The following is a 24,663-nucleotide window of genomic DNA, read 5'->3' as shown; positions in this document are numbered from 1 at the left end:
GCTCAGACAAACCGCGTCAATTAATCTAGGAACCCGCCAGCTTGGACAGAAAATCACACCAGCAACACAACAACATTGCCACATACACACAATTGACGCAGGCAATAAGTTTACATACAAAATCAAAGCTGTCAAGAACCGTTTTTTTGAAACCAAGCCTCGAGTGCATATCATGCACATATTTTACGCTAGATATACATTGTGCATTGGATATGGACTTGACGTAGGGCAAATATCATCTCTACGATATATATCAATATCTCTAATAGCTTAAAATATCAACTTTTGGTTGAGCTAATTGAAAAATACTGGTGATTATTGTTCCGTGACAATAAATGGATGTTAGCTTTGTTTTATACGACTATCATAGCTAGCCTTATACAGGTGGAAATATGCGTTTCAAGTTCGTTTTTTTGTTCTATCTGCTCCTTGCGGCATGCTCATCCCCAAGCGCTAGGGTTACCCAATTCACCTTCAATGATATTCCAACATTGGCGACAACTGGCAATCTGCGCTTGGTCACAGAACGCCAACGGCTTGAGCAAGACGGCACCTATTGGCCTATTGTTTGCACAGAGCCAAGTCCGGATTATGCCGTCACCTTTAATACACTGGCCGAACAATCGGCAAAGATGACCGCCAGTGATAAAGGTACAGGCGAAGCTCAATCTAAGATCAGTACAACCGAAACTGCCCTCCAACTTGCAGGTCGGACAGCTAGCATCCTCGCCCTTCGGGATGGCCTCTATGCAGTATGCCAAAGTTACGTGAACGGTGTCATCGGCCATGATGCCTATGCGATGATTTTAAGTCAGTATGGCGATCTGCTCGTTGCCCTCGTCGGTAACAACAATGCGAATGAGGCAACAGTGGCGTCACCCTCCAGCGCCACGCGGTCAAAAGGGGTATCGACGGTTAAATCAAAAGGAAATGGCTATTTGACCAATCTTCTCGTGACATGTATTTCTCAATACGACACAACACGGCATCGCGGTCGCGATAATGGGAGTAGCAATGCATTGTTGAGTCTTCAATTCTGCCGCAAGGTACTGAATGATACACTTCGACTTGCAACCGCGCGAAGCTAAGTTATTATAAATTGACACATAGCAACCCGAATGCATATGGAAGGCTGGCAACGGCCCGAGACATGCTTACAAGAAGGTCGATCCAGGTTGCGAACCTTCAAGAGTTTTTCATGTCAGCCAATGAACTGAGCCAAGCCGCCAGCCCCTATCTGCTGCAGCATGCGCATAATCCCGTCCATTGGCGCATGTGGACCAAAGCCGCCCTGGAGGAAGCCCAGGCCCAAAATAAGCCAATCCTGCTTTCCGTTGGCTATGCGGCCTGCCATTGGTGCCACGTCATGGCGCATGAAAGCTTCGAAGATCCGGCGACAGCCGAGGTCATGAACGAGCTCTTCGTGAATATCAAGGTCGATCGCGAAGAGCGTCCGGATATCGACCACATTTATATGAGTGCCCTGCACGCTTTCGGAGAACGCGGCGGCTGGCCCTTGACGATGTTTCTCACGCCGCAGGGCGAGCCTTTCTGGGGCGGCACCTATTTCCCCAAGGTCGAATCCTTCGGCCGGCCAGCTTTCGCCACCGTTCTGCGGACGGTATCGGAAGCGTTTCATAAACAGCCGGAACGCATCGCCAAGAATACCGAGGTCGTGCGCGAAGGTCTCGGCAAGCGGACCGAGAACGAAGGCGCGGCGCTCAGCATCGAGCAACTCAACAATCTCGCCCCGCAAGTGGTGAATTTCATCGACCAGGTGGATGGCGGTCTGCGCGGTTCACCCAAATTCCCCAATATGCCGGTGTTTGAATTCCTCTGGCGCGCCGGAGCGCGGATCAGCAAAGTGCCCTATCGCGATCTCGTGCGGCACACGCTCGACCGTATGTCGGAAGGTGGCATCTACGATCATCTCGGCGGCGGCTATGCCCGCTATTCGACGGATGAGCGATGGCTCGTTCCGCATTTCGAGAAAATGCTCTACGACAATGCGCAGATCCTTGAAATGCTCGCGCTCTGCTACCGCGAATTCAATGATGACCTGTTCAAGATCCGTGCGCAGGAGACGGTCGGCTGGCTAAAACGCGAGATGACATCGCCGGAAGGCGCCTTTTGCGCCTCGCTCGATGCCGACAGTGAGGGCGTCGAAGGCAAATTTTACGTGTGGGTCTGGGAAGAGCTCGTCAAAACGCTGGGTCTCGAAGACGCGCAATATTTCGGCAAATTCTATAATGCCGGAAGGATCGGCAATTGGGCCGATGAAAAACAGGGCGTGATGGTCACCATCCTCAATCGGCTCGAATCGCACCGGCCGAATGAGGATGAGGAGGCCCGCTTGGCACCGATGCGCGCCAAGCTTTTCGCCGCGCGTGAACAACGCGTAAGGCCGGGGCTCGACGACAAAATCATGGCCGACTGGAATGGCCTGATGGTCGCCTCATTGGTCAATGCGGCGACGGCTTTCGATGAGCCCGAATGGATCCTCATGGCTGCGAAGGCCTATGATTTCATCCTCTCCACCCTGAATTTCACTGATCAACAAGGGGTGAGACGGCTGGCTCACAGCTGGCGCGCCAGCGTGCTGGTAACGCCCGCCATGGCGCTGGATTATGCTGCCATGATGCGGGCGGCTATCGCCTTGCACGAGGTACGCAATCTGCCATCCGTCTCGGCCAGTCTGACGCGGAATTATCTCGCCGAGGCCATCACTTTCGCGACGCAACTCGAAAGCTACCATCTCGATCCGGAAAGCGGGCTCCTTTGTATGGCCGCCAAGGATGCTGATGACGTCATCCTTCGGCTGGCGCCGACCGGAGACGATGCCATTCCAAACGCACATCCGGTCTATCTCACCGCACTGATCCGGCTTGCCGGACTTTCCGGTGACGACAGCTGGCTGGCCAAGGCCGATGCTTTGTTCAAGGCCATCACGCCTTCGGTCAGGACAAGCTTTGTCGGTCATGCGGGCATTTTGAACGCCCTCGATCTGCGGCTCAGAATCCGCGACGTTGTCACTGCAGGTCCCGATCGCTCGGCGCTCTATAGCGCGGCGCTGAAACTGCCCTTCATCGAACGCGTGGTGATGGATCTCGACGGCTCCGACGCGCTTCCGGACAGCCATCCGGTCAAGGCACAGGCCACGCTCGCCCGTGACACGGCAACGGCTTTCGTCTGTTCCGGTGGGGCCTGTTCATTGCCCGTGCACGATGTGGAGGCGCTCGAAAGCACCGCCAATATCGCCTGAGCAAACGCGTCTCTCCTGCGGTGCGAAGACGCTCTCAAGCAAACGTGATCTGCGACTATTGACTAGCTTATAGGGAGCGCTCTCTGATTGGTTTTTATTTTTCTGTGAAAAATCAATGATAGATAACCTCATCCTTCAAGATGATGAAGGATGAGCCATGCAATTTGTCGCTACCTCCTTTTCCATCTTGATCGTTTCCGGCCAAGCTTGGAGCTGGTAGATATCCGGCACCATTTTTCAGGAAAGGCTGTTTCGCTTTCGCGGAGGAAAGACTTTCCTCCGATCAGGATATCGACAATGCTTGCTAAAGAAGCCTCCATGCCGAGCGGCGCCCCTGTCATTCGCACCATCGCCATGCCTGCCGATACCAATCCGGCTGGCGATATTTTCGGTGGATGGTTGATGTCGCAAATGGACTTGGCGGCGGGCAGCGTCGCGAGCCTGATTTCGCGCGGCCGCGCGGCGACCATCAAAGCCGAGGCCATGGTGTTTCACAGCCCCGTCTTCGTCGGCGATGAGGTGAGCCTGTTTGCCCGATTGATCAAACGCGGGCGCACGTCGATGCAGATCGAGGTCGAGGCATGGCGGCGCAGCCGCGACAGCCGGGATACGACAAAGGTGACAGAAGCCATCTTCACCTTTGTGGCAATCGACGATCATCGCCGTCCGCGTCCCCTGCCCGACGACGTGATTGTTCCGGCGGAATAGAACCAACTCTCCCTGAACCCAACCGGTGGATCAGGGAGATCCGACGGGGATCGCCACCGCAGTCGCGGGGCAAGCCAAGACCAGCCATTCTCGTTGAGATTTTGTATGAATGGGCGTTCCTCGCGAAATCACCCTGCACGGTGCGAGGACGATGGTTGGTATGCGACATAGGCTGTGGCTCGGGGATGAGTTGCAGGCGCCGCTTACGTGATTGGCAGCAAGCCGGCGTCTGGGCAGCCTTGCACCGCGTGCTCCTGGAGCGTCTTCAAGGTGTAGGCCAGATCGACTGGCGCTGGACAGTGCCTCCATTCTAGCAAAAAAGGGCGGCGCGACGGGTCCCAACCCGACAGATCGGGAGAGGCCCGGAACCAAACGCCATCTCGTCGTCGACGCACGCGCCAAACTGCTTGGTATGCTGATAGGACCTGCCAATCAGCACGACAGCCAGATGCTCACCCCGACGCTGGACGCTCTTCCACCCTTGTGCAACAGCCGGCCTGCCCACCCGCGCCAGAAGCCTGACAAGCTGCATGCGGACAAGTCCCATGACCATCGTGGCGGTTGGGACAACAACCAAACGCTGGGTCGTCATCGTTGGGTGGTCGAGCGCACTCATGCCTGGATGAACCGATTCCGATGATTAAGCATACGGTATGAACGAAGGGCTGATATCTATCTTGCATTCACCACCCTCGCTTCTGCCATCATATGCCTGCGGCAGATCAAACGGATTTGTGAAGCGCTCTCATTCATTCAATTTATGAAAATATGCGTTTCGACGTTCCAGATCGTAGTCTGGATAATCATAAAGATGGAGAAGAGAGAGATGGCGATGACGAACTCTGGTTGCAATCGCCGTATCATATCCCGCCGCCCGCAAACGGGAATGTAACGTGTGATCTTCCGCAGCACCAACTTCCCGAAGCGGTGAGGTTCGAAGCATCATGAATCGGCCAGCTGGATTATGCGGCCGAAACAGGGCCTCGTCTCTTGCTGTTTCGACATTTTGTGTTCGTTCGGAACTCATGGCCTTGATACGTTGTCGTAACGTCACCTCGTCTTCATCAGGATGCAGAGCCTTAGCCTGATCAAGGTCGATAAAATCAGACGTATTGATCGCAGATCCCAACATAGCCAGTTGGGGATTCGCGTCCATCAAATCAACCCATTGCTTCAACCAACAAGGTTCCGTGACTTCGACGACAACATCCGACTCCACATAAACGAAATAAGGACTCCAATCATCGAGATGTCTCTTCACGAACTCGATCAGCAGGCGCGGATCATCACGCTCCATGCGGACGATCTCATCGAACATCTGTCGTCTACGAAATCCTTCAATCACTCGCGGTACGAGAGGATCATCAGATCCCATATCGACGAATACGAAGCGATGTGGATGACGCGTGGCGCGGAAAAGGCTGTCCAAGCACGCCCATAGATAAAGCGGTCGATTTCTTGACGCAATCAATACCGGTACCGGTCGGACATGCTGAACCTGTCATTCACATCAAGAGGGTTGATGTATACGAAGAGTCCCCAAAACCTGGAAAGCCGCGTAGAGTATGCTTCTTAGGTAGTTTGACTATTGGCTTTTTCTGGAATGCCGTTTCACGATCCGGGTCCGGAATTCAGCCACCGCTATATGGTCCGACGGCATGTCATGTCGAACCACCGCATTCGGGGCAATGGCGCAGCCATCACCAATTTGGAGACCAGCAGCGATGCGCGCACCCATCCCGATCATACAATTTGCACCAATTGTTGTATCGCTTGCAATTGTAACATGCGGACCAACTGTGGTGAAGGCTCCAATGCGCACCCTTGCACCTATGACGCTATGAGAAACAATTTTCACATGTGCTGCAACATCCACATCGGCCAAAGCTGAAAATGGCGCGACAAAACAACCGTCACCCAGTGTTGCATATGCAGAAACCACCGCGTTTGGATCTACATAAGTTGTCCAACGAAATTCTTTAGTGGAGAGGCGCTCGACCAAAGCACGTCTGACATCGGCTGATCCGACTGCAATGAGAGCATCCCATATCGGTCCTGCATAACCTTGGATGGGTTTAATTTCACGTCCTAGATCTGACCGGTCACGGCGTCATCAAGCACGTGTTCGATCCTGACACCGGCAGATTCAAGGAGGCCGATCATATTGTGCCCATCACGCCCCGCACCGATTAAAATGATTTGTCCAGGCCGTGAAATAGGCGGATAATTCGAGGAATCCTTCAATCGAAAATCGCTGGATGCCATCTTCAGGCATTCCCATATTGCGCCGAAAGATCACGACGAGGATGGGGCCTTGAAGGATCGTGAGACATTTGCCCCTCTGGAACGAGACTTTCCGGAACCGTAATCCCAAGGAACAATCTCGCCCACAACTCCCAGACAGCCAGCCATTGAGCGAATTGGATCGAATCCCGTCTGCTTCCTCTGAAACGGTGAAGATAGGTTCCATAGCCTTGCGCATAGGCACGGCATCCACTGCAACTCACATTAGGTGAGCAACACTTTTCTTGAGATGGAGTTAAATCGACATTGTAGTGACGATGTTGGAACGTCTGCCGCATGCCGCAATCAATGGCAACACCGGTTTCCGGATCAAGTGTGTAGACGCCATCAGGATGAGAGATCCAGTCATCATAGTCCAGGGAATAAACGATCGTTTCCCTAAAATCAGAAAGAACCTGCACGATTGCCTGTCTTGCGCGTTGGAAATCGTCGGCTGTCATGACCAAATTCTGTTCAGCTTGGCTGAAACGGAAGAACGCCCCATCATTGGCCGTGCCGTCCGCAAGTTTACGCAGATATTTAACAGTAGGACTGAAATAACTAAATGTAAGACGCTGTCCTGCATCATGTAGCCGTTGGGCAGTTTTATAGATCTCGTTAATATTCACAGAGTTAATGGTATAAACAAAATGGGCTCTCGGATCATCGGCATAATTCTGAATCGCCCTCGAAGTCGTGTCGACCACGCGCAAATATTCAGTTTGCTCTTGACCACCCCATAGAGAAATGTGAATTTGATAATTGACGTCATCTGGAATAGGTCGTGTTCCATTTGTGAAGACGACACCAGAGCGAATATGTTTCGCAGCTAGACGTATACGATTCAATTCCAGGCCTGGCTCCGCCCCCGCAATATAGGCGAAATTAACCCGACGCGAAGCTTCATCGGCGAAGAAAGAATCCCAAGATAAATCATCATTGGCATCTTTATAGCGCCCGTAGTCATCCCCTTCAAAAAAGAGACATCCCTCGCGCCTGAGATTACACTTATCAGAGATGTCATAATTGCTGGGGACCAGCCATACCAATATTCTTTCGCAACCAGCGATAGCGTGAAATATGATTGGGATAAGCATAAGGATTTGGAATCAACATTAAATTGCGCCTGTTTCCTTCCCAGACCCTGGTCAAACATTTTGAGTCAATGTGCGTCATTATGCAAAATGTAAATCAAAAATACTTTACAAAATCTAACATTCGATACAACGGCCGCATAGGAGGCAGGAGTAGATATCTTCGTCGATTGCGTGAAGATTGTTATCCTCTATGTCAATTTCACCGATCGTTGGTGCGATCGCATCCTCTTTAACAGTATATTTCGAGGGATAGAATTGGTCGCGGGTGCTTTAGAGCGTTTAAGATAAATCCAGAAACGCCCTACTCAAAAAACCAAAGCATTTTCAGGATACTAAAATTGGGAAGCGATTCAACGTAATCAGAAAATGCTCTCATGCATCATGCCGCCGTTCTACTGAATGAACGGTTTCAAAATATCCTCGGCACGAAAGAAGAGTTCATTCGTGACCTGCACTTCCGCAGCCTTGGCATTCTCTTCCACCTGCTCCGGTCGGCTCGCCCCGATAATTGCCGAAGAGACATTCGCCTTGCGCAAAACCCAGGCGAGTGCAAATTGCGCGAGCGTAAGACCAGCCTCATCGGCCAGCGGTTTCAATTTCTCTACGGCTTCCAGAACCGGCGTTTCAAGCCAGCGTTTCGGGACCATCGAACCCATGCTTTCACTTGCGGCGCGCGATGACCCGGGTAATTTCCCATTTGGCTTATATTTGCCTGTCAGAATACCTTGCGCGAGTGGCGACCAGACGATCTGCGTCACGCCATAATCGGCGCAAAGATCAAAGAGTTCGTTTTGCGGATAGGGCCAGAGCAAGGAATATTGTGGCTGGCTGGAAACGAAGGGCACCATATCGCCCATTTCGCAGGCTTCAACGATCTTGTCCTGCGGCCATTCACTGAAACCGATATAGCGAACCTTGCCCTTCTTTACCTCGGCCGTCAGCGCCTCCATCGTCTCTTCGAGCGGTGTCTCCGTATCGTAACGGTGACATTGATAGAGATCGACATAATCTGTCTTCAAACGCTTGAGCGAGGCGTCTAGCTGCTTGATGATCTGCTCACGCGATAGACCCTTGTCCGTATCGCTCATCGCCCCGAACACTTTGGTGCCGAGGATGAAGGATGACCGGTCCATACCGGTAAAGGCCTCCCCCAATACGGTTTCCGCCGCACCGCGTCCGTAGACATTGGCCGTATCGAAGAAATTAATGCCGACATCGAACGCTTTGTGAATGCAAGCAATAGCCTGAGTCTTCTCAATACCGCCTGCATAAGTCAGCCACGATCCAAGAGAGATCGTCGAAATCTGAAGATCACTGTCACCAAGCTGACGATATTTCACGTGAAGGCTCTTTCCTGCTGCGGCGCGTCGTGCCGAAATCACCCTTGCTTCGGGCTTCCGCCAAAGGGCGGTGCATCGAAATGAAGCGCGATACGCTCAACTTCTCCGGCCGGAGCATATGCGACATTGCATATGCCCTAGCAGAAGCCAGACCATTCAATCCCATTCCCCTGCCGAACCCGCCATTTCACGACGCCACCTCCGGAGAGAGCCCGTCCCCCTTCGCTTTCAAAGGACCTCTCTCACCCCTGATCACACCCATTGGGTGCTTCTTTGCATCCGTCTGAGGGGACGGCCGCTCTGCCATGGTTCGTATCAAGGGTTAAAGGCGACTTGCTGGGTGCCACACTCTCTCTCGTGGTCGCACCCATCAGGTCCGGGCATGCTGGCGGCAAAACCGCCCGAATTCCGGGTTCCGCTTATTTAAGGTGCTGCGCCAGGAATTTGTTCATTTCGAACATCGTCGCCTTGTCCTTACCAAAGATCGGCTTGAGTTTGTCGTCGGCGAGAATCTCACGCTTGTTCGCTTCGTTCTGAAGCTTGTGTTTCTTGATGTATTCCCACACCTTGCTGACCACTTCAGTGCGCGGCAAAGGCTCAGACCCGACGATTTCCGCCAATTCCTTGGAGGGCTGCAACGGCTTGCTGAAAGCACTGTTGCCGGCAGGCTTAGCAGCTTTCTCAGTCGCCTTGGCGGATTTAGCCGCAGTCTTTGCAGGCGCTTTGGCTGCTTTTGCCGGGGCAGCCTTGGTCTCCGCGCCTGGCGATTTCTTGCTGGATGTCGTCATCCCGTCTGCCTCCTTAGAATTGTCCAGATATATCCATGCAGCTTATTGGACCACATGGACTTTGCGCCGAGCTGCCCATGGGCCGGGCAGTCATTGCGGCAGTCCTGCCTGGCAGAACGAACCCCAACCATGAAGCAACGTCAAGCAGAGCGCGGGCTTCCAAGAGAATTTGCAGTGCTTTCCACTCCAAAAGCTTCGAATCCCGGCCGAGATCATGGCTGAATGATGAACATGATCGATTGAGACAGCCCAAAAGGCGTGTTTCTTCCCATTTGCACTGATGCCCTCAAGACCATGCGAATCATGTGATTCGGCCGGGTCAGGCCAGCTTGCGCGCCCGTTTCGCCAGCGTCCGCAGACGCAAGGCGTTCAATTTGATGAAGCCTGCGGCGTCATGATGATCATAGGCGACCGCGCCTTCCTCGAATGTGACGAGATCCTGATCATAGAGGGAATAGGGGCTGGAACGGCCGACGACATAGACTCCGCCCTTATAGAGTTTCAGCCGCACCCTGCCGGTCACGAATTCCTGGCTTCTGTCGATCAGCGCCTGCAGCATTTCCCGTTCTGGTGAGAACCAGAAGCCGTTGTAGATGAGCTCCGCATATTTCGGCATGAGCTCGTCCTTCAGATGCGCCGCGCCGCGGTCGAGGGTAATCTGCTCGATGCCACGATGGGCGAAATAGAGGATCGTGCCGCCGGGCGTCTCATACATGCCGCGCGACTTCATCCCGACGAAGCGATTCTCGACGAGATCGAGCCGCCCGATGCCATTATCATGGCCAAGCTTGTTGAGACGCGTCAGCAAAGTGGCGGGAGACAGAGCCTCGCCGTCGATCGCGACCGCATCGCCCTTTTCGAAATCGACCTCAATATAGGTCGGCTGGTTCGGCGCCTCTTCCGGGCTCAAGGTGCGGGAATAGACATAATCGGGCACGTCCTGCGCCGGGTCCTCCAGCACCTTGCCTTCCGACGAAGCATGCAGAAGGTTGGCGTCGACAGAGAAAGGCGCCTCTCCCCGCTTGTCCTTGGCGATCGGAATCTGATTCTTTTCGGCGAAGTCGAGCAGAGCCGTACGGGAAGAAAGATCCCATTCGCGCCAGGGAGCGATGACCTTGATGTCGGGTTCGAGCGCATAATAGGAAAGCTCGAAACGCACCTGATCATTGCCCTTGCCGGTCGCGCCATGCGCCACGGCATCGGCCCCGGTCGCCCGTGCGATCTCGATCTGTTTCTTGGCGATCAGTGGCCGTGCGATGGAAGTGCCGAGCAGATAGAGCCCTTCATATTGGGCATTGGCGCGAAACATCGGAAAGACGTAATCGCGCACGAATTCCTCGCGCAAATCCTCGATAAAGATGTTCTCGGGCTTGATGCCGAGCAAAAGCGCCTTGTCGCGGGCGGGCCCGAGTTCCTCACCCTGGCCGAGATCGGCGGTAAAGGTCACGACCTCGCAGCCATAGGTCGTTTGCAGCCATTTGAGGATGATCGACGTATCGAGGCCACCGGAATAGGCCAGGACGACTTTCTTGATGGATTTCTGGTCTGTGGACATAGGGGACCCAGGCGAGAGAGGCAGTTTGGCGCTTTATAGTGCGCTCCTGTCAGCTGGCAAGCGATCGGCCCTGCGTCACCGATGTGTTTTCGATAAATCTTTGATGCTCGACGCCGCTGTATGCGGCTCTTCCCTTCGTCATGCCATCAGACGCTTGACCGCAACCTTGTTCCCGCGTATCGACAGCGCCGGGACACCTCTCCCCAACGAGAGGCGCCCATCTGAAAGGATGGTTACATGACCGATACGCTTCCCGCCGCTCGCCCGGCCAATGCCTGCTTTTCCTCCGGCCCCTGCGCCAAGCGCCCCGGCTGGGATTTTTCCGCTCTCAAGGATGCGCCGCTCGGCCGCTCCCATCGCGCCAAGATCGGCAAGACCAAGCTGAAGCTGGCAATCGATCTCACCCGTGAAATTCTGCAGGTTCCGGCCGATTATCGCATCGGCATCGTCCCTGGTTCTGATACCGGCGCTGTCGAAATGGCGCTGTGGACTCTCCTAGGCGCACGCGGTGTCGATGTGCTTGCCTGGGAATCCTTCGGTCAGGGCTGGGTCACCGACATCGTCAAGCAACTGAAACTGCCGAATGTCCGCACGCTCAAGGCCGGATATGGCGAGATCGTGGATCTTGCGACCGTCGATTTCAACAATGACGTCGTCTTTACCTGGAACGGCACTACCTCTGGTGTGAAAGTTCCGAATGGCGACTGGATCGCGGCGGACCGTCAGGGCCTCACCATTTGCGACGCGACTTCCGCTGCCTTTGCCCAGAAGCTCGATTGGGCGAAACTCGATGTCGTCACCTTCTCCTGGCAAAAGGTGCTTGGCGGCGAGGGCGGCCATGGCATGCTCATTCTCTCGCCCCGCGCGGTTGAACGGCTCACCACTTATACGCCGGCCTGGCCGTTGCCGAAAATCTTCCGCCTGACGAGCGGTGGCAAGCTCACGGAAGGTATTTTCGTCGGCGAGACGATCAACACGCCCTCCATGCTCTGCGTCGAGGACTATATCGACGCCCTCAATTGGGCGAAATCGCTTGGTGGCCTCGACAGCCTGATCGCCCGCGCCGATGCCAATACCAAGGCGATCACCGACTGGGTTGAAAAAACCGCCTGGATCGATTTCCTCGCGGCGGATCCGGCCATTCGCTCCAATACGAGCGTATGTCTCAAGGTTTCCGATCCAGAAATCACCGCCCTGCCCGCCGAAGCACAGGCCGATTTCGCCAAGAAGTTGGCGAGCCTTCTCGAGAAAGAGAATGTGGCCTATGACATTGGCGCCTATCGCGACGCTCCTCCCGGCCTGCGTATCTGGTGCGGTGCCACGGTGGAAACCAGCGATGTCACCGCTCTGACGGCATGGCTTGATTATGCCTATGCCAAGACCAAGGGCGATCTCGCCAAAGCGGCCTGATTAGAGCTGGTATCGCGGCTGTCAAAGCCCCTTTCGCTTTTGAAGCGGGACCCTGCGATCGCCTCCGCTTCAGCATATGGTTTTCCGGACCAGGTAACAGCGCTTCTGGAAATTGAAACGCTGTCAACCTCCCGGCGGCCGGCTCGGTGTGCGTCCGCATGAGCGTTTTCCTTTTGAAAATGCTCTTATTTTGAATGGAGCGTTTCTGGATATATCCGAAACGCTCCAATGCCCCGCTTTCTTGGGGTTCTCTTGAACCCTTTTCTCGGGCCCCTTTTAAAAAACATGATCCGTCATCCTAACGGAACGCATTTCCGCGACACTTGCGGGCGTCCCGCAGTTTCTGGAGAATTCCATGGCTCCCCGTGTTCTCATTTCCGATGCTCTGTCGGAAGCCGCCGTAGCGATCTTCAAGGAGCGCGGCGTCGAAGTCGATTTCCAGCCCGATCTCGGCAAGGATAAAGACAAGCTTGCCGAGATCATCGGGCAATTCGATGGCCTCGCCATCCGCTCGGCAACCAAAGTCACCGACAAGATCCTTGAAAAGGCCACGAACCTGAAGGTCGTCGGACGCGCCGGCATCGGCGTTGACAATGTCGATATTCCGGCAGCGACTGCCAAGGGCGTCATCGTAATGAATACGCCGTTTGGCAATTCGATTACGACAGCCGAACATGCAATCGCCCTCATGTTTGCGCTCGCCCGGCAGATTCCTGCAGCCGATGCCTCGACACAGGCCGGCAAATGGGAAAAGAATAAATTCATGGGCGTCGAGATCACCGCGAAGGTTCTCGGCATCATTGGCTGCGGCAATATCGGTTCGATCGTCGCCGAACGCGGCCTCGGCCTCAAGATGCGCGTCATCGCTTTCGACCCCTTCCTGACACCAGAGCGGGCGCTCGATCTCGGCGTCGAAAAAGTCGAACTCGACGATCTGCTGGCGCGCGCCGATTTCATCACGTTGCATACGCCGCTTACGCCGCAAACCAAGAATATCCTTTCCGCGGAAAATCTCGCCAAGACCAAGAAGGGTGTACGAATCATCAATTGCGCCCGCGGCGGTCTCGTCGATGAGGAAGCCCTGCGCAAGGCGCTCGATTCCGGTCATGTCGCCGGAGCCGCCTTCGATGTTTTCGTGACCGAACCGGCCAAGGAAAACCCGCTGTTTGGTCATCCCAATGTCGTGTGTACGCCGCATCTCGGCGCCTCGACCACGGAAGCGCAGGAGAATGTGGCCCTGCAAGTCGCCGAACAGATGTCGGATTATCTGATCCGCGGCGCCATTTCCAACGCCGTCAACTTCCCGTCGATCACCGCCGAGGAAGCACCGAAACTGAAGCCCTTCATTGCGCTTGCCGATCGGCTCGGTTCGTTCGCTGGTCAGGTGGTCGACACCGCCATCAAGAAGGTCACGATCACCTACGAAGGTGAAGTCGGCCAATTGAAGATCAAGGCTCTTACCGCGTCAGCAATTGCCGGCCTGCTGCGGCCGCTGCTTTCGGATGTCAATGTCGTCTCGGCCCCAGCGGTCGCCAAGGAACGTGGTATCATCATCGATGAAGTGAGCCGCGCCGCTGCCGACGCCGATTATGAATCGCTGATCACTCTGACGGTTGAAACCGAAGCAGGGTCGCATTCGATCGCCGGAACCGTTTTCCACGACGGCAAGCCCCGTATCATTGCGATCAACGATATCAAGATCGATGCCGCTGTCGCGCCGGCGATGATTTACATTTCCAACGAAGACAAGCCGGGCTTCATTGGCCGTTTTGCGAGCCTGCTCGGCAATGCGGGCGTCAACATCGCCACTTTCGCCCTCGGTCGTGATCGGGAGGGCGGTTCGGCAATCGCGCTCGTCGAAATCGACGGAAGCGTGCCAGATAATGTGCTGAGCGAGGTCAAGGCCCTGCCCGGTGTGAAGAAGGCGAAACTGCTCGCTTTCTGAAAGCAAGTCGCCTGAAAATGCCTGAGGGCGTTTCTGCCCAAAGGCTCGCAAATATCCAATCTTGATATCTCCCAATCATCTGGATTTGGTATCGGCGAATAAATTTGGTCCACCTATCCCCATGTGGACCCCTCCCCGACGACTATCGATGGTCTTTCGAGCCGCTTCGCTGAAACTTCAGTGAAGCGGTTTTTTTTGTCCATCTCGGCAGCGATCCGCTCACTTCGCATCAAGCTTAATGATTTGATTCGTACGCATTTCGCGTGTGGGACAGTTTTTACGAAATCTATATGTCGCGCTGCTGCCTCTATACGCCCGCCATATGGCGGGCGGGATAGCACTGCCATCGAACCGTTCTTGAAATCCCCGGGGCAGTTACGATGGGTGCGATCTATTTTTCGTTGGCGCGGCGTTTTTCGCGCTCGATCAGCGGAGGGTCCGATCTACCGGGCCTCCCACGTCGATCCCGGCAGGGAGATGAGTTGGAAAGAATATGCCCTGGCTCTTAGCGCCGCCGACCTATGCATCTCGAAATCGTCAAAGATCTCTTTTTCTCGGGATGTGTTGCAAAAAACAATCATCCCGCTCCGCTTCATCACTCTGGAATAACAATCTTCCACTGCGGGAAAATACAGCGCGTTTACAAACACATAAAACATTATCTGACATCCGCTTCTCAAGCCGATGAGTGAGAATAATGGGCTGACAAAGCGCGCCGCGACAAAACCACATGTCTTGGAAATGAAAACTATATTGACTAAAATTTCGTCATCATAAATAAATATTCATCAAGACGGCAGAGTAACCTTCATGCTAGCTAATGACTAGCAACGGAAATTCTTGGTGTTTCTCCCGCGCTCCGGAGAATTGCCTGCGATTTTGGCAATCTTCTTCAACGATCATGGATTCGCACAAGTCGTGAGCCATGATTGCACGGTGGCACGTTTCACCGTGCGCGCACCGGCCTACAACGCCCTGCGCATCAAGACCTAGAACAAGCAGCCAATGTTAATTCTGAGACTAGGTAACAACCAGATAATGCGAATCCCGTAGCCGACATGGTCGTGTGGTGAGTCATTGTGTTCATGGATATATCGATAAGCACAATGGCAGATGCGTTAACAACAAATTCCCATTTGCGTCGTTTTTTAAAGCGAATGTTCATCGAGGAAAACCCGATGTTATTCTTCTCTGAATTCCCGCGCCGGTGTCTTGCCACAGACGCCCGCCATCCGGCGAGGACCACCAGTTTGGCTTCTCGATCAAGGCCCCTGGCGCTTTGCTCCCTCCTTCTGGCGGCGGGAATTGAAACCGCTGCGGCCGCTGATATTGCTGAACCTCCTGCCGTCAAGGTTGCCCCCGCAGCCTGGAGCGACACGATTTCGCTGGGCCTTCAGATCGAAGCGGGTATTGCCGGTAATCCCGCCAATCCGAGCAATGGTAGGAATTTCGGAATGCTCTATTCCGACTATGCCAACCAACCCATGCTCAGCCAGGTCATGGTTACATTCCAGCGACCGTTGGATCCATCCGCAACGGGCTATGACTTCGGTTTCCTGTTTCAGATGATCTATGGCACGGACGCCCGCTACAATCACATTCTTGGTTTGAATGATGACATGCTGGGCGGTCGTAATCAGCTCGTGCCCACCAATTTGACTGCACTGGCGCATCTGCCATGGTTCACTTCGGGCGGTATAGACGTCAAATTTGGTCTGACCCCAGGCGCCATGGGCTATGAGGTCTTCGACCCCGCCGTTCGGCCCTTCTATACTTTCTCCTACATGTCCAATTTCCTCGTTCCCTTCCAGCACATCGGCGGCATTGCCACCTGGCATGTGAACGATACATTTGACCTTTACGCCGGTATCGATGCCGGTGCGCAAACGTCATTTGCGCCGAATGACAACAATTCGGAGCCAGCGGGCTATTTCGGTTTCGGCCTCAACAAGCTGGCGGATGGCAAGTTGAATATCGTCGCGCTGAGCCGGCTCGGCCCGGAGCAATCGGTCCTTCTCGTTCCAAACGCCAACAATCTCATGCGCTCCTGGAACGATGTCGTCGTCACCTACAAACAGGATGAGAAAGTCACGCTCGGCGGCGAAGCGAATTTGATGTATGATTATGGGCTCGCTCATAGAACCGCTTATGGTTTCGCCGGTTATCTGGCTTATGCTCTCAACGACGAAGCAACGCTCAACGTCCGCGGCGAACTCATGCGAGATAACACCGGCGTCCTTGTCGGCAATTTTATGAATACGCGTGACTATACGAATAGTATCCGTGGCCTGCCTTATACGTTCGTCGGAGCGCCATCGCCGACGACCTATGGTGAACTCACGGTGAATGTGACCTTCAAACCGAAAATCGACTGGGCGCATTACAACCTGCCGGTAAAGACTCTCATGTTTCGGCCGGAAGTGCGTATCGACCAGGCTCTCAATGGAACCTCACCTTTCAACAACGGAAGTTCGCAGACCGCCCTCATGATCGGTGGTGATATCGTTCTCGGGTTTTGATCGAGGCAAGATTTAGCATTTTTCAAGACGGGGCCTACATGCTTGGTCCCGTCTTGTCGTTTCAGCGCCCCGACTTTCGCTATGAGCGGGAGATCGACTGCCTCCTCCCTTTACCTTTCCTTCTTTCCTACCGTTCGCACGCGTACCAAGCGCGCAATGCGTTGCGGGGATCGGGCTTGTTCATGGGTTTTGCCATACCGATCACAAGAGTATGAAAGGGTCCGGAACCCTTCTTTTTTTCAGGCGTTGCGCTCTGGTAATGCTCTCCAGGAACTGGCGTAGACCGTGAAAAACTTGCATGATCTCCATATTCTTGTCGTAGAAGATGAAGCAATGATCGGCATGCTTCTCGAAGATGTGCTCATCGATATTGGCTGCAAGACGGTCGAGGTGAAAACCTCGGTTGAGACAGCGTTAGAATATATTGCTGAAAAGCAGGTCGATTTCGCGCTCCTCGATATCAATCTCAACGGCCGGCCAAGTTATCCAATCGCCGAGGAGCTGAACACACGATCCATTCCCTTCATCTTCCTGTCGGGTTATGGCGCGCATGGGCTAAACGGGGCATTTTCGCACTGCAAAACCCTGCAAAAGCCTTTCGAGGCGAAGGAAATCGAAAAAGCCGTCGGCGAATTGCTTGTCGCAAATTAAACTCTTTCCTCTGAATTGAATTCTCCCAATTTAAGACTTTTTGAGAAAAGCCATCATTTTCATGGCCAGCGGGTTGGTCGCACGGGAACTGGCGTTTAGCGCCGCTCGGTGACTGGAATCTCGGCATTACAATTCCCCGCAAAAAGATCGTTCATTCCGAACAATTTGCGATTTTTCTTTCATTTGATAGCGCCAGACCCACTGGCAATCGCAAAAGAAGGCCAATCAATCCCGCCAATGCCTTGCGTCCAAGGTCAACTCTTGCCATCTTTCGCGGGATGGCCATTTCCTTCGATCCGCCGCATTTTTCGCTATTTCCGAACACGACCGCTCTCGGCACGCTGAACGAACGGTCGCGCGAGATTTTCCGTCACCTCGTCGAGTCCTATCTCGCCACTGGAGAACCGGTTGGCTCACGTCAACTGGCGAAGCTTCTCCAGATCCCGCTCTCCCCTGCTTCCGTACGCAATGTCATGCAGGATCTGGAATCGCTCGGCCTGATCTATGCGCCTCACACCAGCGCCGGACGCCTGCCGACCGAAATTGGTCTGCGTTTTTTCGTCGATGCGCTTCTTGAAGTCGGCGACATTGGCGAGGCGGAGAGGGCCCATATCGAAGCACAGATCAATGTCGCCGCCGGCGACAGGACGCTCGAGGACCTTCTCGGTGACGCCATGATGATGCTGTCCGGCTTGACCCGTGGCGCGGGGCTTGTCCTGACGACCAAGGAAAATGCGCGGCTCAAACATATAGAATTCGTGCGTCTTGAACCCGAACGCGCCCTTGCCGTGCTGGTCGCAGAAGAAGGCTCCGTCGAAAACCGCATCGTCCAGATTCCCGCCGGCCTGCCCCCTTCCGCCCTGACGGAAGCCAGCAATTATCTCAATGAGCGCATACGCGGGCGGACGCTGCAGGAAGTGGGCGTGGAAATAGAGGCATCGCGCAAGGCCGTCGAAGCGGAACTGGGTGAATTGACTGCCCGGCTCATCGATGCCGGCCTCGCAAGCTGGGCCGAATGTTCCGGCCAGGAGCCGCAATTGATTGTACGCGGCCACGCCAATCTACTGGAAGATTTAACTGCGCTCGAGGAACTCGAACGCATCCGGCTGCTTTTCGCGGATCTCGAGACCAAAAAGGATGTCATCGACCTGTTGAGCCGCGCGGAGGGGGGAGAAGGCGTGCGGATTTTCATCGGATCAGAGAATAAATTATTCTCTCTCTCCGGCTCCTCGACCATTGCCGCACCGTTTCACGACGGGCAGCAACATATCGTCGGCGTTATCGGTGTCATCGGCCCGACAAGGCTCAATTATGCTCGCATCGTGCCCATGGTCGATTACACATCGAAATTGATCATGCGGATGCTGCAGTCACGGTAGCACGAAGCACCGGACGCTATCGTTTTTTCAAAAACAGATGCCGCATACACCTTGGACCACCTCTTCTTGGCCCCAACCTGTTGGGACCAAGAAAATTCGGCGGAAAACCACCATCACGGGGATCAAGTATCAATAAGTCATTCTCATTGAGACTTGGTATTAGCGCATCCGGCGGAAAGCCTCACTCCTGAACGATATGCGTGCCATGGGTGAGCGCGGCTCCCGCCCGCAACGCCATGGCGATGAAAACCGTTTCGGCGATTTCCTGCTGCGTCGCGCCAGCTTTCTCGGCACCCTTTTTGTGGACTTCAAGGCAATAGGGGCATTGCGTCGTCAAGGCCACTGCAAGCGCAATCAGTTCCTTGTATTTCACCGGGATGGCGCCTTCCGCCATCGCCGCCTTGTCAAAGGCGAGATAGCCTTCCCAGGCGGAAGGCGCATTCTTCGCCAGCCCATCGAGTTTCTTCAGATTAGCCATATCATACATTACGTTTCCTCCCTGAGTTCGTTCCTGTTACGCGGCAGATTATACCTGCCGCGCGCGCAGACTTTTCAAATGATAGAGCGCATCCATCGCCTCGCGCGGGCTCATCCTGTCGGGATCGAGCTCGTCGAGCGCTTCGAGGACGGGGCCATTCGTTTCGTATGAACGGCCGCTTGAGTCTTCTACCGGCGCCGCATCCTCTTCCTGAGACGTCGTGGCCAGACCGGCGAAGAGCGGCATTTCAGCAACCAGCCGTTCCGCCTCAGCGCGCCGCTCTCCCGCTTCCAGATCGACGAGAAGTTGTTTTGCTCGCACTAAAACCGGTTTTGGCAGGCCAGCGAGTTTCGCGACTTGAATGCCGTGAGAGCGATCCGCCGTCCCGTGGATGATTTCATGTAGAAAGATGAGATCGCCCTTTCCCTCGACGACGCGCACGGTGAGATTGACGAGGCGCGACAATCGTCTCGCGAGTGCCGTGACCTCACCGAAATGGGTGGCGAACAAGGTTCGTGAGCGATTCGTCTCGTGCAGATATTCGACGACCGCAACGGCGATCGCCAATCCGTCGAACGTAGCAGTACCGCGTCCGATTTCATCGAGAATGACGAGCGACCGGGGCGTTGCCTGATTGAGGATGGCCGCCGTCTCAACCATTTCGACCATGAAGGTCGAACGTCCGCGCGCCAGATCATCCGCCGCGCCGACCCGCGAGAACAAGCGATCGACGATCCCGATATGCGCGGATTGCGCCGGCACATAGGCACCCATCTGCCCCAGAATGGCGATAAGAGCGTTCTGACGCAGATAGGTCGATTTGCCACCCATATTCGGACCGGTGACGATGGCTATACGGCCGGCTCCTCCCGGAGGAACCGCCAGATCCTCGCCCAGGCATTCAAAAAGCATGTTCTCATGATCGGCGGTCAGGCGGCAGTCATTGGCGATGAATGGCCTGCCCTGCCCCTTCAAGGCGGCCTCGACGACAGGATGTCTTGCGCCCTCAATTTCGAAAGCGAGCGAGCTATCGATCTTCGGCCGTCTCCAGCCATTGCGGCGCGCAAGCAGCGCCAGCGCGACGCCAACATCAATGGTCGCGAGAGCAAAGCCCACAGAGCGGATAGGATCGGCGCAGGCCAGGATGGCCGCCGCCAGCCGGTCGAAAATAGCGTTTTCACGCGCGAGCGCGGCCTCGGCAGCACCCGAGATCTTTGCTTCCAGTTCCGCGAGTTCGGCGGTCGAAAAACGCATGGCGTCAGCCATGGTCTGACGGTGATTGAAGATCTTGTCGAAGGGCGGCTGCAGCAGCCTTTCGCCCTGCGCCTGCGGAACCTCCAGGAAGAAGCCGAGAAAATTATTATGCTTGACCTTGAGCTGCCGGACTTCCGCCAATTCGCAATAACGCGCCTGCAGCGCCGCGATGACCTGCCGGCTTTCATCGCGCAGGCTGCGGTGGGCATCGAGCTCGGCATCAAATCCCACGCGTATGAAATTACCGTCGCGCCGGTTGAGCGGCAGGCTTTCCGCCAACGCCTCCCGCAAGGAAAGAATGAGGCTGTTATCGATCGCGCGACAGGCTCGCGCTGCCTCCGTCAGCTCCTGCGGAAGCCCATTCATGCTTCCAAGTCTCTCACCAACCACACTGGCATTGGCCAACGCATCGCGAAGGCTTGCGAGATCGCGCGGCCCGCCACGGCCGAGACCGAGCCTGCCCAAAGCGCGCGCGAGATCCGGCACGGATTTGAGAAGGGTCTGCAGGTCTTCGGCAAGCCGCGTTTCAGCGATCAGCATATCAAGCGTCGCAAGCCGCTTCTCAATAGCCTGTGGGTCGGTCAGCGGCGCCACCAGTCGTTCGGCCAAAAGACGGCCACCCGCCGAGGTCACCGTCTGGTCGAGGATATCGAGCAGAGATCCCTCACGCCGGCCGGAAAGTGTCTGAGTGAGCTCAAGATTGGCCCGCGTCGCGGCATCGATTTCCATATGCGCGGAACGGGCGAGCCGACCAGGCGTGGCGAGCATCGGCGTCACGCCGCACTGGGTGCGCTCGATATAGAACAAAGCTGCAGCGGCAGCGCCTTTTTCGGCACTGGTGAAGGCGGCAAGGCCGTCGAGCGTCGCCAGTCCATAGAATTCCCGGATGCGCCGCTCCGCCGAGACCTCATCGTCAAGACGGGAACCAAGGGGTGTCAGCGTCACCTGCCGCTCCAGCTGCCGCAGCAATGGCGACTGGCACAATGCATCCGGCGCAATGATTTCGGCCGGTTCGACACGGGCCAGTTCAGCAGCAAGAAATAGCCCGTCGACTTCGAGGACGGAAAAGGAACCGGTCGATATATCGACTGCGGCAAGGCCATAAATTTCGTCGTCTGGCGCCTTCCTGCCCGCTCCTTTGGAAGCTGCCGAGCCACCCGGAGACGCCGCCGGGACGATGGCAAGGAGGCAATTTGACCGGCGCGGATCAAGCAGGGAATCCTCGGTCAAGGTCCCCGGGGTGACGAGCCGGACGACTTCGCGCCGGACGACGGATTTGCCGCCGCGCTTTCTCGCTTCGGCCGGATCCTCCGTCTGCTCACAGACCGCGACCTTGAAGCCCTTGGCGATCAGCCGCGCAAGATAATCCTCGGCGCGCTCCACGGGCACGCCGCACATGGGAATATCTTCGCCCAGATGGCGTCCGCGCTTGGTGAGAACGATGTTGAGGGCGCTCGCTGCCCGCTCCGCATCCTCGAAGAACAGTTCGTAGAAATCCCCCATGCGGTAGAACAGGAGCACATCCGGATAGCCGGCCTTGATCTCCCCATATTGGGCCATCATCGGCGACACTTTGGCGGCCGGCGCGGGGTCCGGAGAGACGGAATGATCCTGTTTTTGCTGGGTGGCGAGGATGGATTTGGGCATTGGCGCAGTCTAGCAAAGCGCCAGCACCCATGCACGGCCCGGTGGCATTTCCGGCGTGGATAAACCGCATTCCTTCAGAATTTTTAGCGCGTCGGATGGTACCGTCAGATTGTAACTTGCGCGCCCAGCTCCACCACGCGATCAGACGGTATCGAGAAAAAGTCCGTCGCATTGGCCGCCTGTTTCGACAGAGCGACGAATAATTTGTCCTGCCAGACGGGCATGGCCGAATTGGGCGCCGGCTTGATGGACCGTCGGCCAAGGAAGAACGAAGTGGTCATAATATCGAATTTGAGGCCCGATTTCCGCAGAATCGCGAGGGCAGCCGGGATCCTCGGGCTCTCCATATAGCCGTAATGGAGAATCACCCGCGTAAAATCGTCGGACAATTGCTCGATCTCGTAGCGATTGGAAGGCGCCACACGCGGCATATCCTCCGTCTGCACCGACATGATCAGCACCCGCTCATGCACGACCTTATTGTGCTTGAGATTATGCATGAAGGCCGATGGCGCGATCTCGGGCGTGCTGGTGAGGAAAATCGCGGTACCCTTGACCCGTGTCGGCTTCGATTTTTCCAGCATGCGGATCAGGTCCTGCAGAGAAATCGAATCGCGGCGGGATTTGGCGTTGAGAAGCGCGGTGCCGCGCACCCACGTCCACATCATCACCATCACCAGGCAGCCAAGCACGAGCGGTATCCAGCCGCCATCGACGATCTTGAGCAGATTGGCCGTGAGAAATGCAAAATCGATAGCGAGAAACGCGGCAACAAACGGGATGGCTCCCCAAAGCGGCCATCGCCACAGTTTCCAGACCACGACGAAGGCGAGCGCCGTCGTCACCACCATCGTGCAGGTCACGGCAATGCCGTAGGCGGAAGCCAACGCGCTCGAGTTCTTAAAGACGAAGACGAGAAGGAGAACGCCGATGAGCAGGATGCGATTGAGCCGGGGAATGAAGATCTGGCCCTCCTGCGTCTCGGACGTGTGCAGGATCAACATGCGCGGCAGAAGGCCGAGCTGGATCGCCTGACGGACGAGAGAGAATGCGCCCGTAATGACCGCCTGACTCGCGATGACCGTCGCGAGCGTGGCGAGAATGACAAGGGGTACGAGAGCCCAAGAGGGCGCCAGCAGGAAGAAGGGATTTTCGATGGCTTTGGGATTGGAAAGGATAAAGGCACCCTGGCCAAGATAATTGAGGCTCAGAGCCGGCAGGACAAAACAGATCCAGGCAAATTGGATCGGCTTACGGCCGAAGTGGCCCATATCGGCATAGAGAGCCTCGGCGCCAGTCACCGCCAGGAAGACGGAACCGAGCACCATAAATCCCATCAAACCGTGACTGAACAGAAACCGCAATCCATGGATCGGGTCGAAAGCCTGCAGCACGCGCGGCGCATCGGCGATATGGATGATGCCGAGGCCACCGATGGTCACGAAGAAAAGGGCCATGATGGGGCCGAAAAAGGCGGCCACCCGAGCCGTTCCGTGGCTCTGCACCCAGAAGACGGAAACCAGAATCGCGACCGTGGTCGGCAGGATGTAAGTCTCGAAATGCGGCGCGACTGTTTCAAGGCCTTCGAGAGCGGAGAGAACCGAGATTGCCGGCGTGATGATCGCGTCGCCGGAAAACAGCGCGGCGCCGGCGACGCCCAGGAAGAACACCGGTGCTGCGCGATGGCCGAGCGCCTTCTGTGCCAAGGCCATGAGGGAAAGGATACCGCCTTCACCCTTGTTATCCGCCTGCATCAGAAACAGGACATATTTCGCGGTAACGGTGATGAACAAGGCCCAAAGGAGCAGGGAAATCGTCCCGATCACACTTGTGTCGGTGACACCTGTTTCCTCGACGTGTCGGAGCGATTCCCGCAGGGCATAAAGGGGGCTGGTACCGATATCGCCATAGACGACACCGACTGATCCGAGTACGAGACCGCCGAACCCTCCATGCTTGGCCTGCGGCGGCACGGGCACTGCGCATTGGACCGAACTCTCCAATGAAACCGGCTCTTGAGCGATCTGCTGCCCCATGGTGAATCCTTGTCGAAGTCCAATCCTGCGGCCATAGCGATGAGGTCGGCCGATTCCTCTCAGGCCCGGAGGGCAGAATAAGAAAATGCGGGTCCGAAACAGAGAGTGACTTTAGCAGCCCTCATTGTGTCATATAACCGAAGACAAGCCCACAAGAGAGCCATCGGCGCATTCGTTGAAACAGCCATGGTCTTTCTGAAATGCGATCCTTGCGATCAGACAACGGCCGCTTCAAACGGTTCCAGTCAACCGGATAGCGCATCGCCCCAAACAGCGTTCATCTCCAGGCAACGGGGCATCTCCCGGCGATC

18 protein-coding genes and 1 pseudogene are annotated in these 24,663 nt (G+C 55.5%); 10 read left to right on the top strand and 9 right to left on the bottom strand.

Features of this window, described 5'->3' with window-relative positions; all coding sequences use genetic code 11:
- Nucleotides 1-392 precede the first annotated feature (392 nt).
- From DL88_RS09650 to DL88_RS20285, 4 genes and pseudogenes are all read left to right on the top strand, one after another.
- Nucleotides 393-1,088, top strand: a complete 696-nt coding sequence (locus DL88_RS09650; RefSeq protein WP_034995254.1) for a hypothetical protein — start codon at nt 393-395, stop codon at nt 1,086-1,088.
- Between the two features lie 110 nt (nt 1,089-1,198).
- Nucleotides 1,199-3,262: a thioredoxin domain-containing protein gene (locus tag DL88_RS09645; protein WP_034995252.1), complete on the top strand. Its 2,064-nt coding sequence runs from the start codon at nt 1,199-1,201 to the stop codon at nt 3,260-3,262.
- Nucleotides 3,263-3,559: 297 nt separating this feature from the next.
- Nucleotides 3,560-3,970 carry an acyl-CoA thioesterase gene (locus DL88_RS09640; RefSeq protein WP_034995251.1) on the top strand — a complete coding sequence of 137 codons (411 nt, stop codon included), beginning with the start codon at nt 3,560-3,562 and terminating at the stop codon, nt 3,968-3,970.
- Nucleotides 3,967-4,706 (top strand): annotated as a pseudogene (locus DL88_RS20285) (transposase); the annotation flags it as partial. The gene DL88_RS09640 and the pseudogene DL88_RS20285, both read left to right, overlap by 4 nt.
- 9 nt (nt 4,707-4,715) lie before the next feature.
- Here the strand turns inward: DL88_RS20285 and DL88_RS20280 are convergent.
- From DL88_RS20280 to DL88_RS09610, 6 genes are all read right to left on the bottom strand, one after another.
- Nucleotides 4,716-5,288, bottom strand: coding sequence for a hypothetical protein (locus DL88_RS20280; RefSeq protein WP_034995247.1), 573 nt, complete (start codon nt 5,286-5,288; stop codon nt 4,716-4,718).
- Nucleotides 5,289-5,555: 267 nt separating this feature from the next.
- A complete protein-coding gene (locus tag DL88_RS19865) occupies nt 5,556-5,972 on the bottom strand; it encodes a DapH/DapD/GlmU-related protein (protein WP_169741556.1) in 417 nt (138 codons plus the stop codon).
- Nucleotides 5,973-6,237: 265 nt separating this feature from the next.
- Entirely contained in the window at nt 6,238-7,302 is a 1,065-nt protein-coding gene (locus DL88_RS09625; protein ID WP_156971027.1) for a hypothetical protein, read from the bottom strand.
- A gap of 440 nt (nt 7,303-7,742) precedes the next feature.
- Nucleotides 7,743-8,690 (bottom strand): aldo/keto reductase family protein, encoded by a 948-nt coding sequence (locus tag DL88_RS09620; protein WP_034995238.1) that lies wholly within the window; start codon nt 8,688-8,690, stop codon nt 7,743-7,745.
- Nucleotides 8,691-9,109: 419 nt separating this feature from the next.
- Complete coding sequence (locus DL88_RS09615; RefSeq protein ID WP_034995228.1) at nt 9,110-9,478, bottom strand: SWIB/MDM2 domain-containing protein; 369 nt, start codon at nt 9,476-9,478, stop codon at nt 9,110-9,112.
- A 319-nt stretch (nt 9,479-9,797) separates the two neighbouring features.
- Nucleotides 9,798-11,033, bottom strand: coding sequence for an argininosuccinate synthase (locus tag DL88_RS09610; RefSeq protein WP_034995225.1), 1,236 nt, complete (start codon nt 11,031-11,033; stop codon nt 9,798-9,800).
- A 237-nt stretch (nt 11,034-11,270) separates the two neighbouring features.
- Between DL88_RS09610 and DL88_RS09605 the strand changes: the two genes are divergently transcribed.
- The 6 genes from DL88_RS09605 (at nt 11,271) to hrcA (ending at nt 18,937) form a co-directional block, all read left to right on the top strand.
- Nucleotides 11,271-12,443, top strand: coding sequence for a phosphoserine transaminase (locus DL88_RS09605; protein WP_034995218.1), 1,173 nt, complete (start codon nt 11,271-11,273; stop codon nt 12,441-12,443).
- A 355-nt stretch (nt 12,444-12,798) separates the two neighbouring features.
- Nucleotides 12,799-14,388, top strand: coding sequence for a phosphoglycerate dehydrogenase (serA, locus tag DL88_RS09600; RefSeq protein ID WP_034995216.1), 1,590 nt, complete (start codon nt 12,799-12,801; stop codon nt 14,386-14,388).
- 843 nt (nt 14,389-15,231) lie between these two features.
- Nucleotides 15,232-15,381 (top strand): hypothetical protein, encoded by a 150-nt coding sequence (locus DL88_RS20275; protein ID WP_156971026.1) that lies wholly within the window; start codon nt 15,232-15,234, stop codon nt 15,379-15,381.
- Between the two features lie 185 nt (nt 15,382-15,566).
- Complete coding sequence (locus DL88_RS09590) at nt 15,567-16,907, top strand: outer membrane beta-barrel protein (protein WP_051955805.1); 1,341 nt, start codon at nt 15,567-15,569, stop codon at nt 16,905-16,907.
- 285 nt (nt 16,908-17,192) lie between these two features.
- Complete coding sequence (locus tag DL88_RS09585; RefSeq protein ID WP_034995211.1) at nt 17,193-17,558, top strand: response regulator; 366 nt, start codon at nt 17,193-17,195, stop codon at nt 17,556-17,558.
- Nucleotides 17,559-17,836: 278 nt separating this feature from the next.
- Nucleotides 17,837-18,937, top strand: a complete 1,101-nt coding sequence (gene hrcA, locus DL88_RS09580) for a heat-inducible transcriptional repressor HrcA (RefSeq protein WP_034995208.1) — start codon at nt 17,837-17,839, stop codon at nt 18,935-18,937.
- A gap of 181 nt (nt 18,938-19,118) precedes the next feature.
- Here hrcA and DL88_RS09575 read toward each other — a convergent pair whose 3' ends face one another.
- The 3 genes from DL88_RS09575 to DL88_RS09565 all read right to left on the bottom strand — a co-directional run bounded on the left by DL88_RS09575 (nt 19,119) and on the right by DL88_RS09565 (nt 24,352).
- A complete protein-coding gene (locus tag DL88_RS09575; protein WP_034995205.1) occupies nt 19,119-19,424 on the bottom strand; it encodes a carboxymuconolactone decarboxylase family protein in 306 nt (101 codons plus the stop codon).
- A gap of 39 nt (nt 19,425-19,463) precedes the next feature.
- A complete protein-coding gene (gene mutS, locus DL88_RS09570; RefSeq protein ID WP_084705090.1) occupies nt 19,464-22,316 on the bottom strand; it encodes a DNA mismatch repair protein MutS in 2,853 nt (950 codons plus the stop codon).
- Between the two features lie 104 nt (nt 22,317-22,420).
- Nucleotides 22,421-24,352: a potassium transporter Kup gene (locus DL88_RS09565; protein WP_034995204.1), complete on the bottom strand. Its 1,932-nt coding sequence runs from the start codon at nt 24,350-24,352 to the stop codon at nt 22,421-22,423.
- Nucleotides 24,353-24,663 lie beyond the last annotated feature (311 nt).

The organism is Beijerinckia mobilis, assembly GCF_000745425.1.
In the GTDB taxonomy this organism is placed as follows: domain Bacteria; phylum Pseudomonadota; class Alphaproteobacteria; order Rhizobiales; family Beijerinckiaceae; genus Beijerinckia; species Beijerinckia mobilis.
This window is presented reverse-complemented; position numbering and strand designations above follow the sequence as displayed.